This window comes from Clostridium sp. 16K-1-R1 (assembly GCF_023921145.1).
Classification (GTDB): domain Bacteria; phylum Bacillota; class Clostridia; order Clostridiales; family Clostridiaceae; genus Sarcina; species Sarcina perfringens.
Map to the genome: position 1 here is coordinate 990715 of NZ_CP046515.1, position 15618 is coordinate 1006332.

Annotated in this window: 15 protein-coding genes; 13 read left to right on the forward strand and 2 right to left on the reverse strand. The window is 25.9% G+C overall.

The genetic code is table 11. The features are described from left to right. Nucleotides 1-32: 32 nt before the first annotated feature. The 6 genes from GOM42_RS04285 (at nt 33) to GOM42_RS04310 (ending at nt 4082) form a co-directional block, all read left to right on the forward strand. Nucleotides 33-458 carry a MarR family transcriptional regulator gene (locus GOM42_RS04285; protein ID WP_003461590.1) on the forward strand — a complete coding sequence of 142 codons (426 nt, stop codon included), beginning with the start codon at nt 33-35 and terminating at the stop codon, nt 456-458. Between the two features lie 218 nt (nt 459-676). Then, on the forward strand, nt 677-1180 hold the full coding sequence (locus tag GOM42_RS04290) for a hypothetical protein (RefSeq protein ID WP_003468836.1): 504 nt from the start codon (nt 677-679) through the stop codon (nt 1178-1180). Between the two features lie 102 nt (nt 1181-1282). After that, nucleotides 1283-1726, forward strand: a complete 444-nt coding sequence (locus tag GOM42_RS04295) for a MarR family transcriptional regulator (protein ID WP_003468852.1) — start codon at nt 1283-1285, stop codon at nt 1724-1726. Between the two features lie 82 nt (nt 1727-1808). Then, nucleotides 1809-2690 carry a pirin family protein gene (locus GOM42_RS04300; RefSeq protein WP_110077320.1) on the forward strand — a complete coding sequence of 294 codons (882 nt, stop codon included), beginning with the start codon at nt 1809-1811 and terminating at the stop codon, nt 2688-2690. Nucleotides 2691-2723: 33 nt separating this feature from the next. Then, the gene (locus GOM42_RS04305; RefSeq protein WP_078233445.1) at nt 2724-3320 is read left to right on the forward strand and encodes an FMN-dependent NADH-azoreductase; all 597 of its coding nucleotides are present in this window, start codon (nt 2724-2726) and stop codon (nt 3318-3320) included. Nucleotides 3321-3566: 246 nt separating this feature from the next. Beyond that, entirely contained in the window at nt 3567-4082 is a 516-nt protein-coding gene (locus tag GOM42_RS04310; protein WP_003466481.1) for an NUDIX domain-containing protein, read from the forward strand. Between the two features lie 149 nt (nt 4083-4231). Here the strand turns inward: GOM42_RS04310 and GOM42_RS04315 are convergent, their stop codons facing one another. Then, complete coding sequence (locus tag GOM42_RS04315; RefSeq protein ID WP_011590373.1) at nt 4232-4813, reverse strand: phosphatase PAP2 family protein; 582 nt, start codon at nt 4811-4813, stop codon at nt 4232-4234. Nucleotides 4814-5036: 223 nt separating this feature from the next. On the opposite strand from GOM42_RS04315, the gene GOM42_RS04320 reads away from it, so the two are divergent. Both GOM42_RS04320 and fliB read left to right on the forward strand, forming a co-directional pair. Continuing rightward, complete coding sequence (locus GOM42_RS04320) at nt 5037-5777, forward strand: hypothetical protein (RefSeq protein ID WP_057230942.1); 741 nt, start codon at nt 5037-5039, stop codon at nt 5775-5777. A 170-nt stretch (nt 5778-5947) separates the two neighbouring features. After that, a complete protein-coding gene (fliB, locus tag GOM42_RS04325; RefSeq protein ID WP_078233447.1) occupies nt 5948-7204 on the forward strand; it encodes a flagellin lysine-N-methylase in 1257 nt (418 codons plus the stop codon). Between the two features lie 138 nt (nt 7205-7342). Here the strand turns inward: fliB and GOM42_RS04330 are convergent, their stop codons facing one another. After that, nucleotides 7343-7870, reverse strand: a complete 528-nt coding sequence (locus tag GOM42_RS04330; protein ID WP_078233448.1) for a hypothetical protein — start codon at nt 7868-7870, stop codon at nt 7343-7345. A gap of 511 nt (nt 7871-8381) precedes the next feature. On the opposite strand from GOM42_RS04330, the gene GOM42_RS04335 reads away from it, so the two are divergent. The 5 genes from GOM42_RS04335 to GOM42_RS04355 all read left to right on the forward strand — a co-directional run bounded on the left by GOM42_RS04335 (nt 8382) and on the right by GOM42_RS04355 (nt 15378). After that, nucleotides 8382-8849, forward strand: coding sequence for a hypothetical protein (locus tag GOM42_RS04335; protein ID WP_003449275.1), 468 nt, complete (start codon nt 8382-8384; stop codon nt 8847-8849). 127 nt (nt 8850-8976) lie between these two features. Beyond that, nucleotides 8977-9690, forward strand: coding sequence for a SprT family zinc-dependent metalloprotease (locus GOM42_RS04340; protein WP_078233449.1), 714 nt, complete (start codon nt 8977-8979; stop codon nt 9688-9690). 183 nt (nt 9691-9873) lie between these two features. After that, complete coding sequence (hisJ, locus tag GOM42_RS04345; RefSeq protein WP_078233450.1) at nt 9874-11748, forward strand: histidinol-phosphatase HisJ; 1875 nt, start codon at nt 9874-9876, stop codon at nt 11746-11748. Between the two features lie 293 nt (nt 11749-12041). Then, nucleotides 12042-13874: a glycoside hydrolase family 13 protein gene (locus GOM42_RS04350; protein ID WP_078233451.1), complete on the forward strand. Its 1833-nt coding sequence runs from the start codon at nt 12042-12044 to the stop codon at nt 13872-13874. A 244-nt stretch (nt 13875-14118) separates the two neighbouring features. Beyond that, on the forward strand, nt 14119-15378 hold the full coding sequence (locus GOM42_RS04355) for an L-serine ammonia-lyase, iron-sulfur-dependent, subunit alpha (protein WP_110077322.1): 1260 nt from the start codon (nt 14119-14121) through the stop codon (nt 15376-15378). The last annotated feature ends 240 nt before the right edge of the window (nt 15379-15618 follow it).

Below are 15618 nucleotides of genomic sequence, written 5' to 3' on the forward strand. Positions count from 1 at the left end.
AGACAAAATTTTAAGAGGTTAGGACTGATATAATGCTTGAAGAAAATTTTTGCCAGTGCTTGTTTTTTACTGTAACCAGATTAAAAAAAATAGCAGCTAAAATAGCTGAAGATGAATTAAAACCATTAGGAATGTCTCCAACATATGTATATATACTTCTTGGGGTAAAATTTAAACCAGGAATAACTCAAAAAGAATTATGTGAGGAACTTCATTTGAAACCTTCTACAATAACTAGACTTATAGATAAACTTGTTATAAATGGATTGGTGGAAAGAAGATCAGAGGGAAAATTATCTCATATATATCTAACTGAGAGTGGAGAAAAGATACAAGAGGATATTAAAAAATACAGATTAAAGTTACATAATCGTTATAAAGAGATACTTGGAGAAGAGGAATATAATTTTTTAACTAAACTAACAAATGATTCTGCAAGAATATTAGAGTCTGAATAAAAGATATGCTTAATAGTTAAATTTTAAAGGTTTAAACTTATTTGAAAACAAGTAGTAATGCACAACTTCTTACATTTTTAATTATAAGAAGCTGTGCATTATTATATATATAAGTACTTATTTTAGATTAATAATGATATAATAAACTTATTATTTTTAATAAGAGATTAGAATATTTATTTAATGATTTAAAATATTCAAAAAGGAGATATACATATATGAAAGAATTAAGAATAAAGAAATTTACTGTAGAAGAATTTAAAAATAAGTTTAACTTAGATAATATAGAAAATATTTCAGCTTATGAAGTAAGTGAATTAGGAAATCTTTTTGAGAATTCATCTGAAGAGGTTTATTTCTTAATTGAAGATAAATTATATGCTGAGCCAAAGGAAGCTATAGGGGAAGGAGAACTTTCTAGAGAGGATATTGAAACTATAGAAAAATTAAATGAAGAATTTAGAGATTCTTTAATAAGCTTAAGAGAGTTTTTATATCATGGAAATGGAAAATTAGATTCAGAAGAGGCTAGAGATATTCAAGTTTCAATGAATAATAATATAAAATCAGCTAAAGAAATTTTAAATAGACATAATATAGTTGATAAAGACCAATTAAAGAAAATGAGTAAAAAATACTTTATGCCAGACTTCTTAAATGGTGTATTTGGTAATGAAGAATATAATTTTGAAAATGAAGTAGAAATAGACTGCGGATTATAAGAGAAAGCTATATCAAATCTTTACTTGGTTTGATATAGCTTTTTTATTTAAATAATTATATTTAATGTTGACAATATCACTAATTAGTGATAAATTAAAAGCATGGATAATATAAAAGATTTAATTAAAGAAAATGAATTAGAATTATCAACATTAGTTGTCTTTACAAGAGCAGAGCATACTATTCATAAAAAAGAATTTCAGACAATCAAGGAAAGTGGATTAACCATAGCTCAATTTGGAGTTTTGGAAGTTCTATACAATAAAGGTGACTTAAGAATATGTGAAATAATTGAAAAAATCTTAACAACATCAGGAAATATAACAGTTGTTATAAAAAATCTAGAAAAGGATGGACTAGTGAAAAAAAATGCAGATCCAGAAGATAAGAGATCTTGTATAATATCATTGACAGATGAAGGTAGAAAGGTTATAGAAAATATTTTACCTAGTCATATTAATAATATTAAAAATATTTTTGAAGTTTTAACCGATGAAGAGAAAATCACATTGAAGAATATATTAAAAAAATTTAAAAATGTATAGTCATCAATAAAAAATAAAAATTTTTAGGTATTTATCACTAATTAGTGATAAAAGTTGTTTTAGATAAAAAGGGGGCAAAGCAATGAAAAAATTCAGAACTATAGAGAATATATTTAAAGGACCAGAACCACATATGGTTGTGGATGGATTTAGAGTATCTCAGTATATACCAACAGGAATAAAAAGTATGGAGCGTTTATCACCATTTTTATTATTAGATTATAATGAACCATATTATTTTAAGCCATCAGAGACTAGATTAGGCGTTGGAGCTCATCCTCATCGTGGATTTGAAACAGTAACAATTGCTTATGATGGAAAGGTTGAGCATCATGATAATAAAGGAAATCATGGGATTATAGGACCAGGGGATGTTCAGTGGATGACTGCAGCATCAGGTATTATGCATAAAGAATATCATGAAGCTGAATTTAGTAAGAATGGTGGTATCTTTCATATGGTTCAACTTTGGGTGAATCTACCTAAAGATAAAAAAATGATAGAACCTAAATATCAACCTTTATTAAAAGAAGAAATGGGAGTTTTAAAACTTGATAATGATAAAGGAGAAATAAGTATAATTGCAGGGGAAGTTAATGGGGTAAAGGGGCCAGCTAATACCTTTACTCATATAAATCTTTATAATATAAATTTAAAGAATTATGGTAATACTACATTAAGTGAACCAAAAAATTTTAATACTGCAATTCTTATATTAAAAGGTGAAGCTAAAGTAAATGAAGATAAAATATGTAAAGAAGGAGATTTTATCATATTTGATAATGTTGAGGGAGAGATTTTACTAGAGTCTTTGACTGAAGAGTCACTATTTTTAGTTCTTAGTGGAGAACCAATAAATGAGCCGGTTGTTTCACATGGACCATTTGTTATGAATACACTAGGAGAAATACTTGATGCATATGAAGATTTTAGAAACAATAAGTTTGGAACAGAGAATTTTTAATAATTTATATATAAATTAGAAGGAGTGAATACAATGAGTAAAGTATTATATGTTAAAGCAAATATAAAAAATGAGGGAGAATCAAGAACTTTTAAAGTATCTGATAGTTTTGTAGAAGAGTATAAGAAAAATAATCCAGAGGATGAAATAATAACATTAGATTTATATAAAGAGAATATAGACTTTTTAAGAGCTGATGATTTAGGAAAATTATTTGGACCTAAAGATGAAGAAAGTAAGAATAATTCAATATTAAAATATGCATATCAATTTGCTGATGCTGATAAATATATAATTGCAGCACCTATGTGGAATTTAAGTTTTCCAGCTATACTAAAAGCTTATATTGACTATGTAAGTGTTTCTGGAATTACGTTTAAATATACTGCTGAAGGACCAGTTGGTTTATTAAATAACAAAAAGGCAGTACATATAGTATCTAGAGGTGGTGGGTATGATAATTCACCATATGAAATGGGAGATAGATATTTAAGAACTATATTAGGTTTCTTTGGAATTAAGGATATAGAAACTATTGCCATAGATAATTTAGATGTTATTGGCGTAAATGTTGAGGGAAAGGTAGAAGAAGGTATAGAAAATGCTATTTCACTTGCAAAGAAATTTTAAATTAAAGCTAAATATTAGAACATAAAAAATAGTAAATTTAAATAGAAGACTTCTTGATAATTATATAATTCATAAATACGAGATATAAAGAGATAAACTAAGGAAATTTGATTTACATATAAAGTATTTAGATGTAAAATAAAATTATAATATTAAAATGCAGATGATTATTAGGGGAGTTTAGGGAATAAACTCCCTTCTTTTTTGTATTTATGGATATATTAATTTCATTAAAGGGGTGAAGATATGTATTTTAATAAAGTTCTAGGGATGAAAGAGTTTGGAAAAGATGAAAAGGTGTTTTATAGAGTTGCCATAAGGGCAATTATTTTACAGGGTGATAAAATACTTATGGTAAAATCTAATACAGGAGATTATAAGTTCCCAGGTGGCGGAGTTGAAAAAGGGGAGACTCCAGAGGAAACCTTAAGAAGAGAAGTTCAAGAAGAAACAGGATACATATTAAATGAAGTTAAAGAAAAATTTGGAGTTTTAATTGAAAGAGATAGAAGAAGGAGAATGGGTTGTACAATTTTTGAAATGACCTCTCATTATTATCTTTGCAGTGTTATTGAAGAAAGAGGAGAACAACATTTAGATAAGTATGAGGAAGAGCTAGGTTTTACTCCTATATGGATTTCTTTAGATGAGGTAATTAGAGAGAATGAAAATATACTTAATCAAAGAGAAAAAATTAATCCATGGGTGAAAAGAGAAACTTTTGTACTTAAAAAGATTAAAGAATATTTAAATGAAAATTAGTTCTAAATATAAAAATACTTTATCAAAAAGATATTAAAATTTTTGATAAAGTATTTTTATTTGTACAGATTTTTAATTTAAAGATTATATAGTATACAAATTAAAATTCACTTAAAAATTAGCTTTTATTTAAACTTTAGAGTTTTAGATTATTTAACTAATTTATTTAAAATTGGTATATGTTTTTCAATTGAAAAATAAAGTTTTTGAACGCTTTTACTTAAGAATTTTATGTAAAGTACGTTTAGTATAATTACAATTAAGAATGAAGCAACAACGTGTTGAGGATAATGGTGTCCAACATATACTCTAGAAATTCCCATTAATATAGATAAAATTACGCAAATTGTTCCAAGCGCTTTATTATATCTATTTAATCCTAAAGCTATACTCATGCTACCAACTGAATGACCACTTGGAAAAGATGAATCTGGCTTGTGTGGATATAATAGCTTTGCATTAGGATCATTTACAAAAGGTCTTGGAGCATAAAAAAAGTGACCTACAATAACGGCTAGAATTAAATTAATTCCAGTAAACACAATGGTGTCTACAGCTATTCCTCTAGCTTTTTTATTTTTACTTATAATTCCTATTAAATAAACAACAATTACTGTAGCAAAAAGAATATAGGGAAGTCTTTTTGAACTAAAAAGCATAATTGAATCTAATAAGTGATTTTTTCCTGCTAACCCATTAATAGAGTTAAAAATGTCATTCCAAAAATTCATATATGGTTCTCCTTAATAATTTCTTCTTAAGTTATATTTATAAAATTTTATGATGCTTGTACATAAAATTTAAAATTAATTATACATAGTTTATTTTAAAAAGAAACTACACAAAAGTTACAAAAAATAAATTTTTATATAAAAATAAACAATAATATATGTTGAATTAAGATTATATTATGACTATATTTATTTTATAAGAATATTATTTGGAGATGTTAATATGAAAAAGACTTTATATGATTATGAAGAAGCAATTAAAAAACTACCTTTAAAAGATAAATATACAAAAGAAGAACTTTTAACAGATGATTTTCTTGTTGATAAAGAGGGGAATATTGAAATTTATTATGCTCCACATAATGAATATATAAATCCTAAGGCTAAAGTGTTTATAATTGGTATAACTCCAGGTTTTAATCAAATGAGTACAGCTATAGCTACAGCAAGAAAAGAATTAGAACTTGGTAATAATATTAAAGATATTCAATATAAATGCAAGGTGGCAGGACGTTTTAGTGGAACCTTAAGAAAAAATATAATTAGTATGTTAAATGAGATAGAGCTTAATAAGGCTTTAAAAATAAATGATTGTGGAGAGCTTTTTGGAGAAAAGGATTATTTATTACATACGGTATCTTTAATTCCTTACTCTGTTTTTCTTAAGAAAGCAAATTATACAGGACATACTCCTAAACTTATAAAGAGTGATTTTTTAATGAAGTATGTTTATGAGAACTTTATTGAGGAAATTAAGAGTTTAGATGATTTTGAAAATATATTATTAATACCTTTAGGAAAAGCAGTTGAGGAAGTACTATTTAAGCTTAAGGAAGAGGGCTTTATAAGTGAGAGACAAATACTTAAGGGATTTCCACATCCATCAGGTGCAAATGTAAATAGAATACCTCAATTAAAGGAAAATAAAGAAAGTATGATTAAAAAAATTAAAGAATTTTATTAACTTACACTAATTAAATTCCTATAGAGATTTCACTTTTATATTTGATTTTGAAAATTTACTTATAATAGTCTTTAATATAAAAAGCTTTAATTTAAATTTTCAATGGGATAATATGGTGTGATAAAATAATTAAGTGAATTAAATTATTTTATCTAAGAGGGAAGTATATAATGAAGAATATTAAAATGAGATATCCAATATATCTTAAAGAGTTTAAGTGTATTGGGGGAGAATGTGAAGATAGCTGTTGCATAGGCTGGGATGTTGATATTGATAAGTTTACTTTTCAGCAATATGAAAGTGTAAGTGATAGTGATATGAAGAATATACTTAAAAGCAATCTTATTAAAAATAAGAGGTGTCAATGTGATGAAATTGATTTTGCTAAAGTGAAGCTAGGGGAAAATAAAAGATGTCCATTTTTAAAGTGTGATAACTACTGTGTTATCCATTCTAATCTTGGAGAAGAGTATCTTTCAAATGTTTGTACATCATTTCCTAGGGTAACTAATAAGATTGATGGAATTTATGAAATGTCTCTTGCTGTAGCATGTCCAGAGGCAGCTAGAATACTTTTACTTAAGAAGGATGGTATTGAGTTTTCAGAAAGTGATGAAGACTTAGGGAAACATATAGTATCAAGTGAGGTTAATACTAAACTAAGTGAAGAGGCCTATCTTCCAGTAGAGTTTCTTAAGGAAATTAGAGAGACTAGTATAAAGATAATGAAAAATAGAAAGTTTTCATTAGATAAAAGGCTTTACATATTAGGTGAATTTATAAATGCTTTAGAGGATGAGTATGAGTATAATTACCATAATACTTTAAGTTTTATAAGGGAATATGATATAGATACTATTAAAGATTCATACGAAGAAAACTATATGAATTATATTATTCAAGTTGATTTCTTTAAGAAATTACTTACTATGCTTAGGGTAGAAAAAGATATAGATAGTGATAGATTTAAGGAATACTCAAAGGAAGTTAAAATTGGGCTTAATTTAGATGAAGAAAATTATTTAGCTAAAAATGCTCAAATGTATATAAAGGCTTTTGAAGAATATGAAAAAGAATTTATAGAAGAAAATAGTTATATATTTGAAAATTACATAGTTAATTTTATTTATAGCAATTTATTCCCATTCTGTGAGAGAGAATCAATATTTGATAGCTATATTATGTTGCTTATAAGATATACATTTATAAGATTTTATTTAGTTGGTATGTATATATATCATAAGAAAAATAAAGAGACCTTAGATAAAGCTCTTTCAAAAGAAGAAGTAGTAAGATTTATTCAGTGTTTCTCAAAGGTTGTAGAACATCATAAAACTTATTTAATTGACTTATTAAATTATATAAAAGAGCATGATTTTAATAATTTAGAATTTGTGAAAACTTTACTACCTGCATTAAAAAATTAAAGATATAGGTAGAAATGAGGAATTTTAACTTCGTCCTATGTATATTTAGGATGGAGTTTTTTATTACATTGGGATTAAAAATATAGGTAAAGCTTAAAATAATATTTTATTTCCTATTTTAATAATTTATAATACAAACTAATATGCAAAGATATTGGTATCTTGTCTATCTTTTAAGTAGTTTTTTAAAGTTAAGTATGTTTCAGTTGAAACTTTTGATTTTATGGTTACATTTTGAGCAAAGTTTACTTCTATAATTAAATCATTACTGCTTTCAATTAAGCTTTTTATTGCTTCATATGAACTATACGATGTTTCTATGAAGATAGAAAGCTTTTCTTCTTCATCTTCAGAAATACTTTCATCTCTATAGTTTGCTCTACAAGCACTTTGATCTTTTGTTTCTAAAACATATACCCTAAGTTTATTGCTTCTAGGAAATTCAATTTTTTCTATGGTTCTTAAAAGTTTTTTTAACTCTTCTTTTGAAATATTAAGGAATTCTCTTTTTTCATAGCCATCTTCATATACATTAAAAGTATTTTCAAGTTTTTCTATAATCACTTTTCTATTTTTCTTATAGGATCTTATATCTAAACAGTTATATAATTTTAATTCATCTAATTTTTTTATAGAATCAAAAGCGAAATTATTAATTGTAAACATAAATATTCACCTCACTTTAAGAATCTTTCCTAAAGTATATCATTTTTTAGTTTAGACTAAAATAAATTCACTTATTTGATTTATTTATAGTTATTATAGGTTTTTATAATTTTATAAAGTTTAATATTAATATGATTTTATTTATATAAATTTATTTTTATATCATGATACAGTTAATAGGATTATGCAATAACAAAGAATCACTGAGCAAAATACTAATAAATCCATAGTAATAGTCACTTCCTTAAATAATTTGAAAAATTTTAAAATGGGAGTTTTAAAAAGGTTTGTTATGATTAAGTTAATAGTATATTGTAAAATAAGAGAGTTATATTATTAACTTTAAATTGCATATTATTTTATTTTATGAAAAAAAGTTTTAATTTAGAACTTTATGATTTAGTTAAAAAGGATAAATTAAAGTATATATAGCTAACAGTTTAAAACTTATTTACAAAGAAACTTTAAATTGATAATATTTATATAGGATTTAAAAGATTTGGAGGGGAGCATGAAGAGTTACGAGAGAAAACTAAAGATTGAGATTATTACTATTTTGGTAATGATTGATTATATACTTATGATAAGAAGGGCAAGTAGTGATATAGAAGAATCAGTACTTGCAGGAATTGCTCTTTTATGGACAATTTTTGCTTTAGGATACCATATATGGGATTTAAAAAAGCGTGGATTAACTTTAACAGATGGTATTAAAAGTTTTACTGATAGAATTAAAGGACTTAAGTATTTTAGTAGAATCTACACAAAAATGTTTAAATACGGTACAAGTATAATAATTATATTAGGTATGGTATTAGTTGCTTTAAATGTAATTAATACAGAGGTTTTAAATACTTCATTTATAAAGTATATTATAAACATAGGAATGTCTTTAGCTTTTTCATTAGGAATGACAGAAGCTATAGTATTTTGTATGGCTGGTATAGTAAGAATTATGGAAGAGAATAAAGAAATATAAAAAAATGCTTCACAATTTTGTGAAGCATTTTTTATTTATATGATTTTTTATACAGAAATAAAATTAAAATAGCATTATTTGGTATAATTAACTTTGTTAAAATGTGAAAAATTACAGAGAGGTTTTTATGATATTAAAATTTCAATATGAAAATAAAATTATAGATTTTGAATTAATATTAAGTAAAAGAAAAACTATGAGCATAGAGATTTCCGCTGAGGGAGAAGTAAAAGTAAGAGCCCCTATGGGCATTTCAGAGGAAGTAATTATTAGTCAGGTTATGGAAAAAGGAAAATGGATTCTTGAAAAGAGAGAAGAGGCTTACAAGCGTAATTCTAAAAAAGTTGAAAAAAACTATAAAGATGGAGATTTATTTATGTATTTAGGAAATGAATATTCATTAAAAATAAAGTTTAGTCCATTTTTAAAGAGGATTTCTGTTAGGATAATAGGAAAAGAATTAGTGGTTTGTATGAGAGAATATAATAAGGAAAGATTAAGAAAAGCAATTGAATTATGGTATAGGGAGGAAGGGTTAAGAATAATTAAAGATAGAGTTGAGCATTATTTGAAGTTTTATTCTGTAAAGCCTAGAAGTATAAAGGTTAAAGAGCAAAAAAGAAGATGGGGTAGCTGTACATATTATAATGATTTACTTTTTAATTGGAGATGCATCATGGCACCTTTAAAAGTAGTTGATTATATAGTTGTTCATGAAATGACACATATGGTTCATAAGGATCATTCAAAAAATTATTGGAATTTTGTTTCAAAAATTATTCCAAATTATAAAGAACAAAAAATGTGGTTAAAAGAAAATGGAATTATAATGGATATATGATAGGAATAAATAGTATTAAAATTAATATAAAGGATAATTTTAGTATTTTTATAATTAATAAGATAGAAATTATTTAATTAATATTATATACTGTATATGGATAAAATGTTAATTTTTTATCGAAACATTAAAACTTATTTAATATTATTATTAAATAACATACTTCACAAGTGAGGGTAAGATATGAAAAACTACTATTTAGAAGAGGTTGTGGATGAAATTTACTATAAAGAAGGCAAAGAAAATAGAGAATTAAAAATGGATATCTTAAGTATTAAGATAGAAAATGAATTGAAGATTATAGAAAATTTATGTGGCAATTGTAAAAGAAAAAATACCCTATATGAGGCTATAAAGAATATAAAAAGCTTATTAAAACAATATTATATAGTTTTTAATGGAACTCAAGATGCATTATTTTTAGTTGAAATGCTTAAAGATGGAAATTTTAAATATGTAAGAAATAACAATGCATATCTTCAGGAATTTGGACTTAAAGGAGAAGAGATTATAAATAAAACTCCAAAGGATGTGTTTGGGGAAGAGCTTGGGAAAAGATTCTGTAATTATTATAAAAATTGTATAGAAGGTAAAAGAGTAGTTGTATTTGAAGATGATTTGTTTTTAAATGGGAAGAAAAGAGTGTTCTTAACGAAACTACTTCCTATTGTTGATGAGGATGATGGAGTTTTCATAGTAGGTTCAAGAGAAGATATTACAAAGAGAAAAGAAATGGAAATAGAGTTAGACAGAATGGCTAATTATGATGAATTAACTAATATTCCTAATATGAGATTATTTTTTAAATCTTTCAGAAATACTATAAATGAAAGCAAAAAGATGGACAAGAAGTTTGCAGTTCTTTTTATAGATTTAGATTGGTTTAAGGAAATAAATGATAATTATGGACATGATGTAGGGGATGAAGTTCTAGTTTGTGCAGTTAAAAGAATATACAAATGTTTAAGGAAGGGCGATATTCTAGGAAGAATAGGTGGAGATGAATTCGCAGCTATATTAAAGGATATAAGTGATAGAGAAGAAATTGAAAAAATAGTTAAAGATATTCAAAACTCCTTAAGAAAAAGAATAAAAATAGGAGATGTTACATGTAATATTGACTCATCCATAGGGATAACAATATTTCCAGAGGATGGAGAAAAAATAGAAGTACTTATGAGAAATTCTGATAAGGCTATGTATAAAGTAAAAAATAGAGAAAAGGGAGGATATAGATTTTTTAATAATATGATTAGAGAATATAACTTTAAAAATAAAGATGGTCATGTCCATACAAAATATTGCCCTCATGGTAGTGATGATAATATTGAAGATTATATTGAAGAAGCTATAAAATATAAGTTAGATGAAATAAGTTTTACTGAGCACCTTCCTCTTCCTGAAAATTTTATTGATCCTTCGCCTTTGAAAGATAGTGCTATGAAATTAGAAGAAATGGAATCCTATTTAAAAGAGGGACATGAGTTACAGGAAAAATATAAGGATAAGATAAAAGTAAATATTGGAGTAGAAGTAGACTATATAGAAGGTTACGAGATTGAAACAGAATTGCTTTTAAATAAATATGGCAAATACTTAAATGATGGAATTTTATCCGTTCATATGATAAAAGGAAATAAAAGATATTATTGTATAGATTTTAGCGAAAAGGAATTTAAAAAAATCATAGATGATTTAGGTTCTTTAGAGGAAGTATATAATAAATATTACGATACATTAATTATGGCTTTAAAAAGTGATTTAGGACCATACAAACCAAAAAGAATAGGACACTTAAATCTAGTAAGAAGGTTTAATAAGGAATTTCCATATAACTACGAAAAACATATTTCAAAGATAGAGGAAATACTAGATCTTATAAAAGAAAAAGGATATGAACTTGATTTTAACATTGCAGGTTTAAGAAAAAAAGAGTGTAATGAATTCTATATAGAAGGAAAAGTTCTAGAAATGGCAATTGAGAAATGCATACCTATGGTTTTAGGAAGTGATTCTCATTCTGCTAAATATATAAAATGTATAAAAGAATTCTTATAAACAAGATATGATTTAAAGTAGTGTTTGGTTTAGATAGTAATTATATATCTAAACTAAACACTTACCTAAAACAAAATCTTATAGTAATTTTTAATTTCATTTAAATATAAAATTTAAAACCTTTCTAGGAATTTATAATAAAAATGTTAAAAAATATTGAACGTTTTCATAAAGGGGATTATAATTACATACAGAGAAGATATACATATTAATATTTTTTTGATTTGTTTTGGTACCGTTACCAAAATTGTTTGTAATAATTTATGATTATAATATTATGGAGGGTTAAATTTATGGGTAAAATTACAAGAGAGGCAATACATCATATAGCTCAAAGCAATTATTCCTATGGATATGATAATGAAACTTTGCATTTAAGAGTTAAGACTAAAAAAGGTGAAGTTAATAAAGTGGAAATAAGAATTGGAGATCCTTACATATGGGATGAAGGTGGTTGTGATGGAGGAAATATGAATGCCACTGGAGGACGATGGACAGGTGGAAAAAGTTATCCTATGAGAAAGGAATGCGAAACAAAATACTTTGATCACTGGATAGTTGAGTATAAACCATTAACCAAACGTTCAAGATATGGATTTATATTATATGGAGATGAGGAAACTCTTTTATGCACAGAAAAAAGAATAGAGGAGTTAGATGGAAAGTATGATGAAGAAAAATTAAGTGCTATAGGAAACTTTTATTGTTTTCCATATTTAAATGCCATAGATGTTGCTAAAACACCACAATGGGTAAAGGATACTGTTTGGTATCAAATATTCCCAGATAGATTTTGCAATGGAGATAAATCAATAGATCCAGAAAATGTTGAGCCATGGGGGACAGAGCCTACTAGGGATAATTTTATGGGAGGAGATTTACAGGGAGTTTTAGATAAATTAGATTACTTATGCGATCTTGGAATTAATGGACTATATTTTTGTCCAGTATTTGAAGCTACTGAGAATCATAGGTATGAAACCATAGATTATTTTAAAGTAGATCCAGCACTTGGTGGGAATGAAGTCTTTAAAAAACTTGTAAGTGAAGCTCACAAAAGAGGCATGAAAATAATGTTAGATGCAGTATTTAATCATATAGGTTATTTTTCACCAAAATGGCAAGATGTATTAAAGAATAATGAAAAATCAAGATATAAGGATTGGTTTTGTATAAAGAAGTTCCCAGTGCTTGAAAATGGCTTAGAAAATGTTGATGGAAATAATTTGAATTATGAAACCTTTGGAAGAATAGCCACAATGCCTAAACTAAATACTGAAAACCCAGAGGTTGTAGAATATTTATTAAAAGTCGCTAAGTTCTGGGTTGAAGAAATGGATATAGATGGTTGGAGACTTGATGTATGTAATGAAGTAGACCATGTATTTTGGAGAAAATTTAGGGAAGTAGTAAAGGGAACTAATAAAGAAGTTTATATATTAGGAGAAGTTTGGCATGATGGACTTCCATGGCTTATGGGAGATCAGTTTGATTCAGTTATGAATTACCCTGTTACAGATGCAGTAAAAGAATATTTTTGTTTAAATCAATCTAATCCAGAAGATTTTAAATATATGATAGAAGCTAATAAGGTTAGCTATTTAAGACAAATAGGAGAAACAATATTTAACTTGTTAGATAGTCATGATACTCCAAGAATATTAACTGTAGCTGGAGGAAATAAGGATAAGATGAAACTAGCTTATCTGTTTATGTTTACTCAAGCTGGTTCTCCATGTATATATTATGGAGATGAAGTTGGTATGGAAGGAAATCAAGGAATGGGTATGGAATTCCATAGAAGATGTATGATTTGGGATGAAAATAAACAAGACAAAGATATGCTTAAGTTTATGAAACAAATAATAAAAATAAGAAAAGAAAATAAGGAATTAAATTTATTAGATAATAATTGGATAAGAGCTAATAAGGATGAAAATATACTTATTTATTCAAAGGAAAATATATTTATAATTATGAACAATTCAGAGAATGAAGAAAAGATATATTTACCTAAGGAGCTTAAAAATAATAAGATTAATGATTTATTTGAAGAAAAAATTGAACTCTTAAAAGAAGATATAGACTTAAAGCCCTTTGCATTTAAAGTTTATAAAAAGCTTTAATATTTAATAAATTAAAAAAAGAGTAAGAATTTTAGAATGTATTATATTTTATAATTTTTACTCTTTTTATTTATATTTAGAAAGGATAAAATAACTATAGTTCTAATGTGTTTTGTAAGCAATAATTAAACGTGTAATTAAAACATTATAATAAATAAATTTGAAATTTTCTTGTAAATGATTACACGAGGTGAGATATGGTGTTATAATAAAAATATAAAGGAATTTATAAGAAGGTGAGAAGATGAGAGAGTTATATTTAAAAACATTAAAAAAGGAAGTAGTACCATCAGAAGGCTGTACAGAGCCAATAGCAATAGCTTATGCAGCATCTATAGCAGCAGAACATTTAAAGGGAGAAATAAAAGAAGTAAATATTTATTTAAGTAAAAACGTAATAAAAAATGCCTTAGGAGTTGGAATAGAAATAGCAGCAGCTTTAGGAATCTCAATTCAAAAATCCTATAAAAAATTAACTATATTATCTAATTTCACAGAGGATGAACTTAAAAAAGCTAAGGAAATTGTAGATGAAAATATAATAAATATAAAGCAAAAAAATACCAATAAAGCTCTTTATATAGAGGTAGAACTTTTATCTGAAACTTCAAAATCTAAAGTTATTATAGAGGATACTCATACTAATGTAACTTTAATTGAATGTGATGATGAAATAATAATGGACAATAATAGTGAGGTAAGTGAAGATTTAGAGGAAGACTATAAATTATTTAAGATAGCAGATATATATAACTTTGCTAAAGAGGCAGATTTTGATGACATAAAATTTATTTTAGAAAGTGCAAAAATGAATGAAAAGGTATCAGAAGAAGGATTAAAAGGAGATTATGGACTTCAAGTTGGAAGTAAAATAATTCAAAAGGGTAATTTTAATTTATTTTCTAATGATGCATCTAATAAGATAATTGCAGCCTCAGCAGCAGCCTCAGATGCAAGAATGGATGGGTGTGCAATGCCTATAATGACCACTGCAGGAAGTGGAAATCAAGGAATAGCTTGTTCAATACCAGTAGCTCAAACTGCTAGACTTTTAGATAAGTCTGAAGAGGAATTAGCAAGAGCTTTAGTTTTAAGTAATTTAGTTACAATAAGAATAAAAAAACACATGGGAAGACTTTCTCCTCTATGCGGTGCAGGAATAGCAGGGGCAACAGGGGCTTCCTGTGGAATAACTTATCTTCTTGGAGGAAATTTAGAAAATATAAATTATTGTATAAATAATATGATTTCAGATCTTTCAGGTATGATATGTGATGGAGCAAAGGAAACCTGTGCTTTAAAGATTGCCACAGGAACTAATGCTGCAATACAATGTGCAAACTTGGCTATAAATGGCATATCAGCAACAGCCAATGATGGAATAGTAGCAAAAGATGTAGAAGAAACAATTGAAAGTATAGAAACTTTAATACAAAATGGCTTTAAAAATGTTGATGATACTATACTTAACATAATGCTTGAAAAGAAAAAGAATAATAAGTAATAAGTAATAAAGATAAAAGGTTAATATTAATAATTAAAAAGTGATTAAGAGCCTAGCCAAAGTTAATATATTACTTAGAATCTGTAAAAAGAAAGAATAAATAAAAATATAAATGAAAAAAGATTGTATTAATTTACTTTATAAAACTTTTAAATATATTTTTATAAATTATAAGTTTTATTATTCAAAGTTTTTAATACAATCTTTTTTATACTTTAATAAAATAATAACTATATATTT

Excerpts from the sequence above, each read along its gene's own strand:
- fliB (WP_078233447.1), top strand. The coding sequence starts at position 5,948 with ATGAAGAATATTAAAATGAGATATCCAATATATCTTAAAGAGTTTAAG.
- GOM42_RS04340 (WP_078233449.1), top strand. The coding sequence starts at position 8,977 with ATGATATTAAAATTTCAATATGAAAATAAAATTATAGATTTTGAATTA.
- GOM42_RS04335 (WP_003449275.1), top strand. The coding sequence starts at position 8,382 with ATGAAGAGTTACGAGAGAAAACTAAAGATTGAGATTATTACTATTTTG.
- GOM42_RS04355 (WP_110077322.1), top strand. The coding sequence starts at position 14,119 with ATGAGAGAGTTATATTTAAAAACATTAAAAAAGGAAGTAGTACCATCA.
- GOM42_RS04350 (WP_078233451.1), top strand. The coding sequence starts at position 12,042 with ATGGGTAAAATTACAAGAGAGGCAATACATCATATAGCTCAAAGCAAT.
- GOM42_RS04290 (WP_003468836.1), top strand. The coding sequence starts at position 677 with ATGAAAGAATTAAGAATAAAGAAATTTACTGTAGAAGAATTTAAAAAT.
- GOM42_RS04295 (WP_003468852.1), top strand. The coding sequence starts at position 1,283 with ATGGATAATATAAAAGATTTAATTAAAGAAAATGAATTAGAATTATCA.
- GOM42_RS04330 (WP_078233448.1), bottom strand. The coding sequence starts at position 7,870 with ATGTTTACAATTAATAATTTCGCTTTTGATTCTATAAAAAAATTAGAT.
- GOM42_RS04315 (WP_011590373.1), bottom strand. The coding sequence starts at position 4,813 with ATGAATTTTTGGAATGACATTTTTAACTCTATTAATGGGTTAGCAGGA.
- GOM42_RS04310 (WP_003466481.1), top strand. The coding sequence starts at position 3,567 with ATGTATTTTAATAAAGTTCTAGGGATGAAAGAGTTTGGAAAAGATGAA.
- hisJ (WP_078233450.1), top strand. The coding sequence starts at position 9,874 with ATGAAAAACTACTATTTAGAAGAGGTTGTGGATGAAATTTACTATAAA.
- GOM42_RS04285 (WP_003461590.1), top strand. The coding sequence starts at position 33 with ATGCTTGAAGAAAATTTTTGCCAGTGCTTGTTTTTTACTGTAACCAGA.
- GOM42_RS04305 (WP_078233445.1), top strand. The coding sequence starts at position 2,724 with ATGAGTAAAGTATTATATGTTAAAGCAAATATAAAAAATGAGGGAGAA.
- GOM42_RS04320 (WP_057230942.1), top strand. The coding sequence starts at position 5,037 with ATGAAAAAGACTTTATATGATTATGAAGAAGCAATTAAAAAACTACCT.
- GOM42_RS04300 (WP_110077320.1), top strand. The coding sequence starts at position 1,809 with ATGAAAAAATTCAGAACTATAGAGAATATATTTAAAGGACCAGAACCA.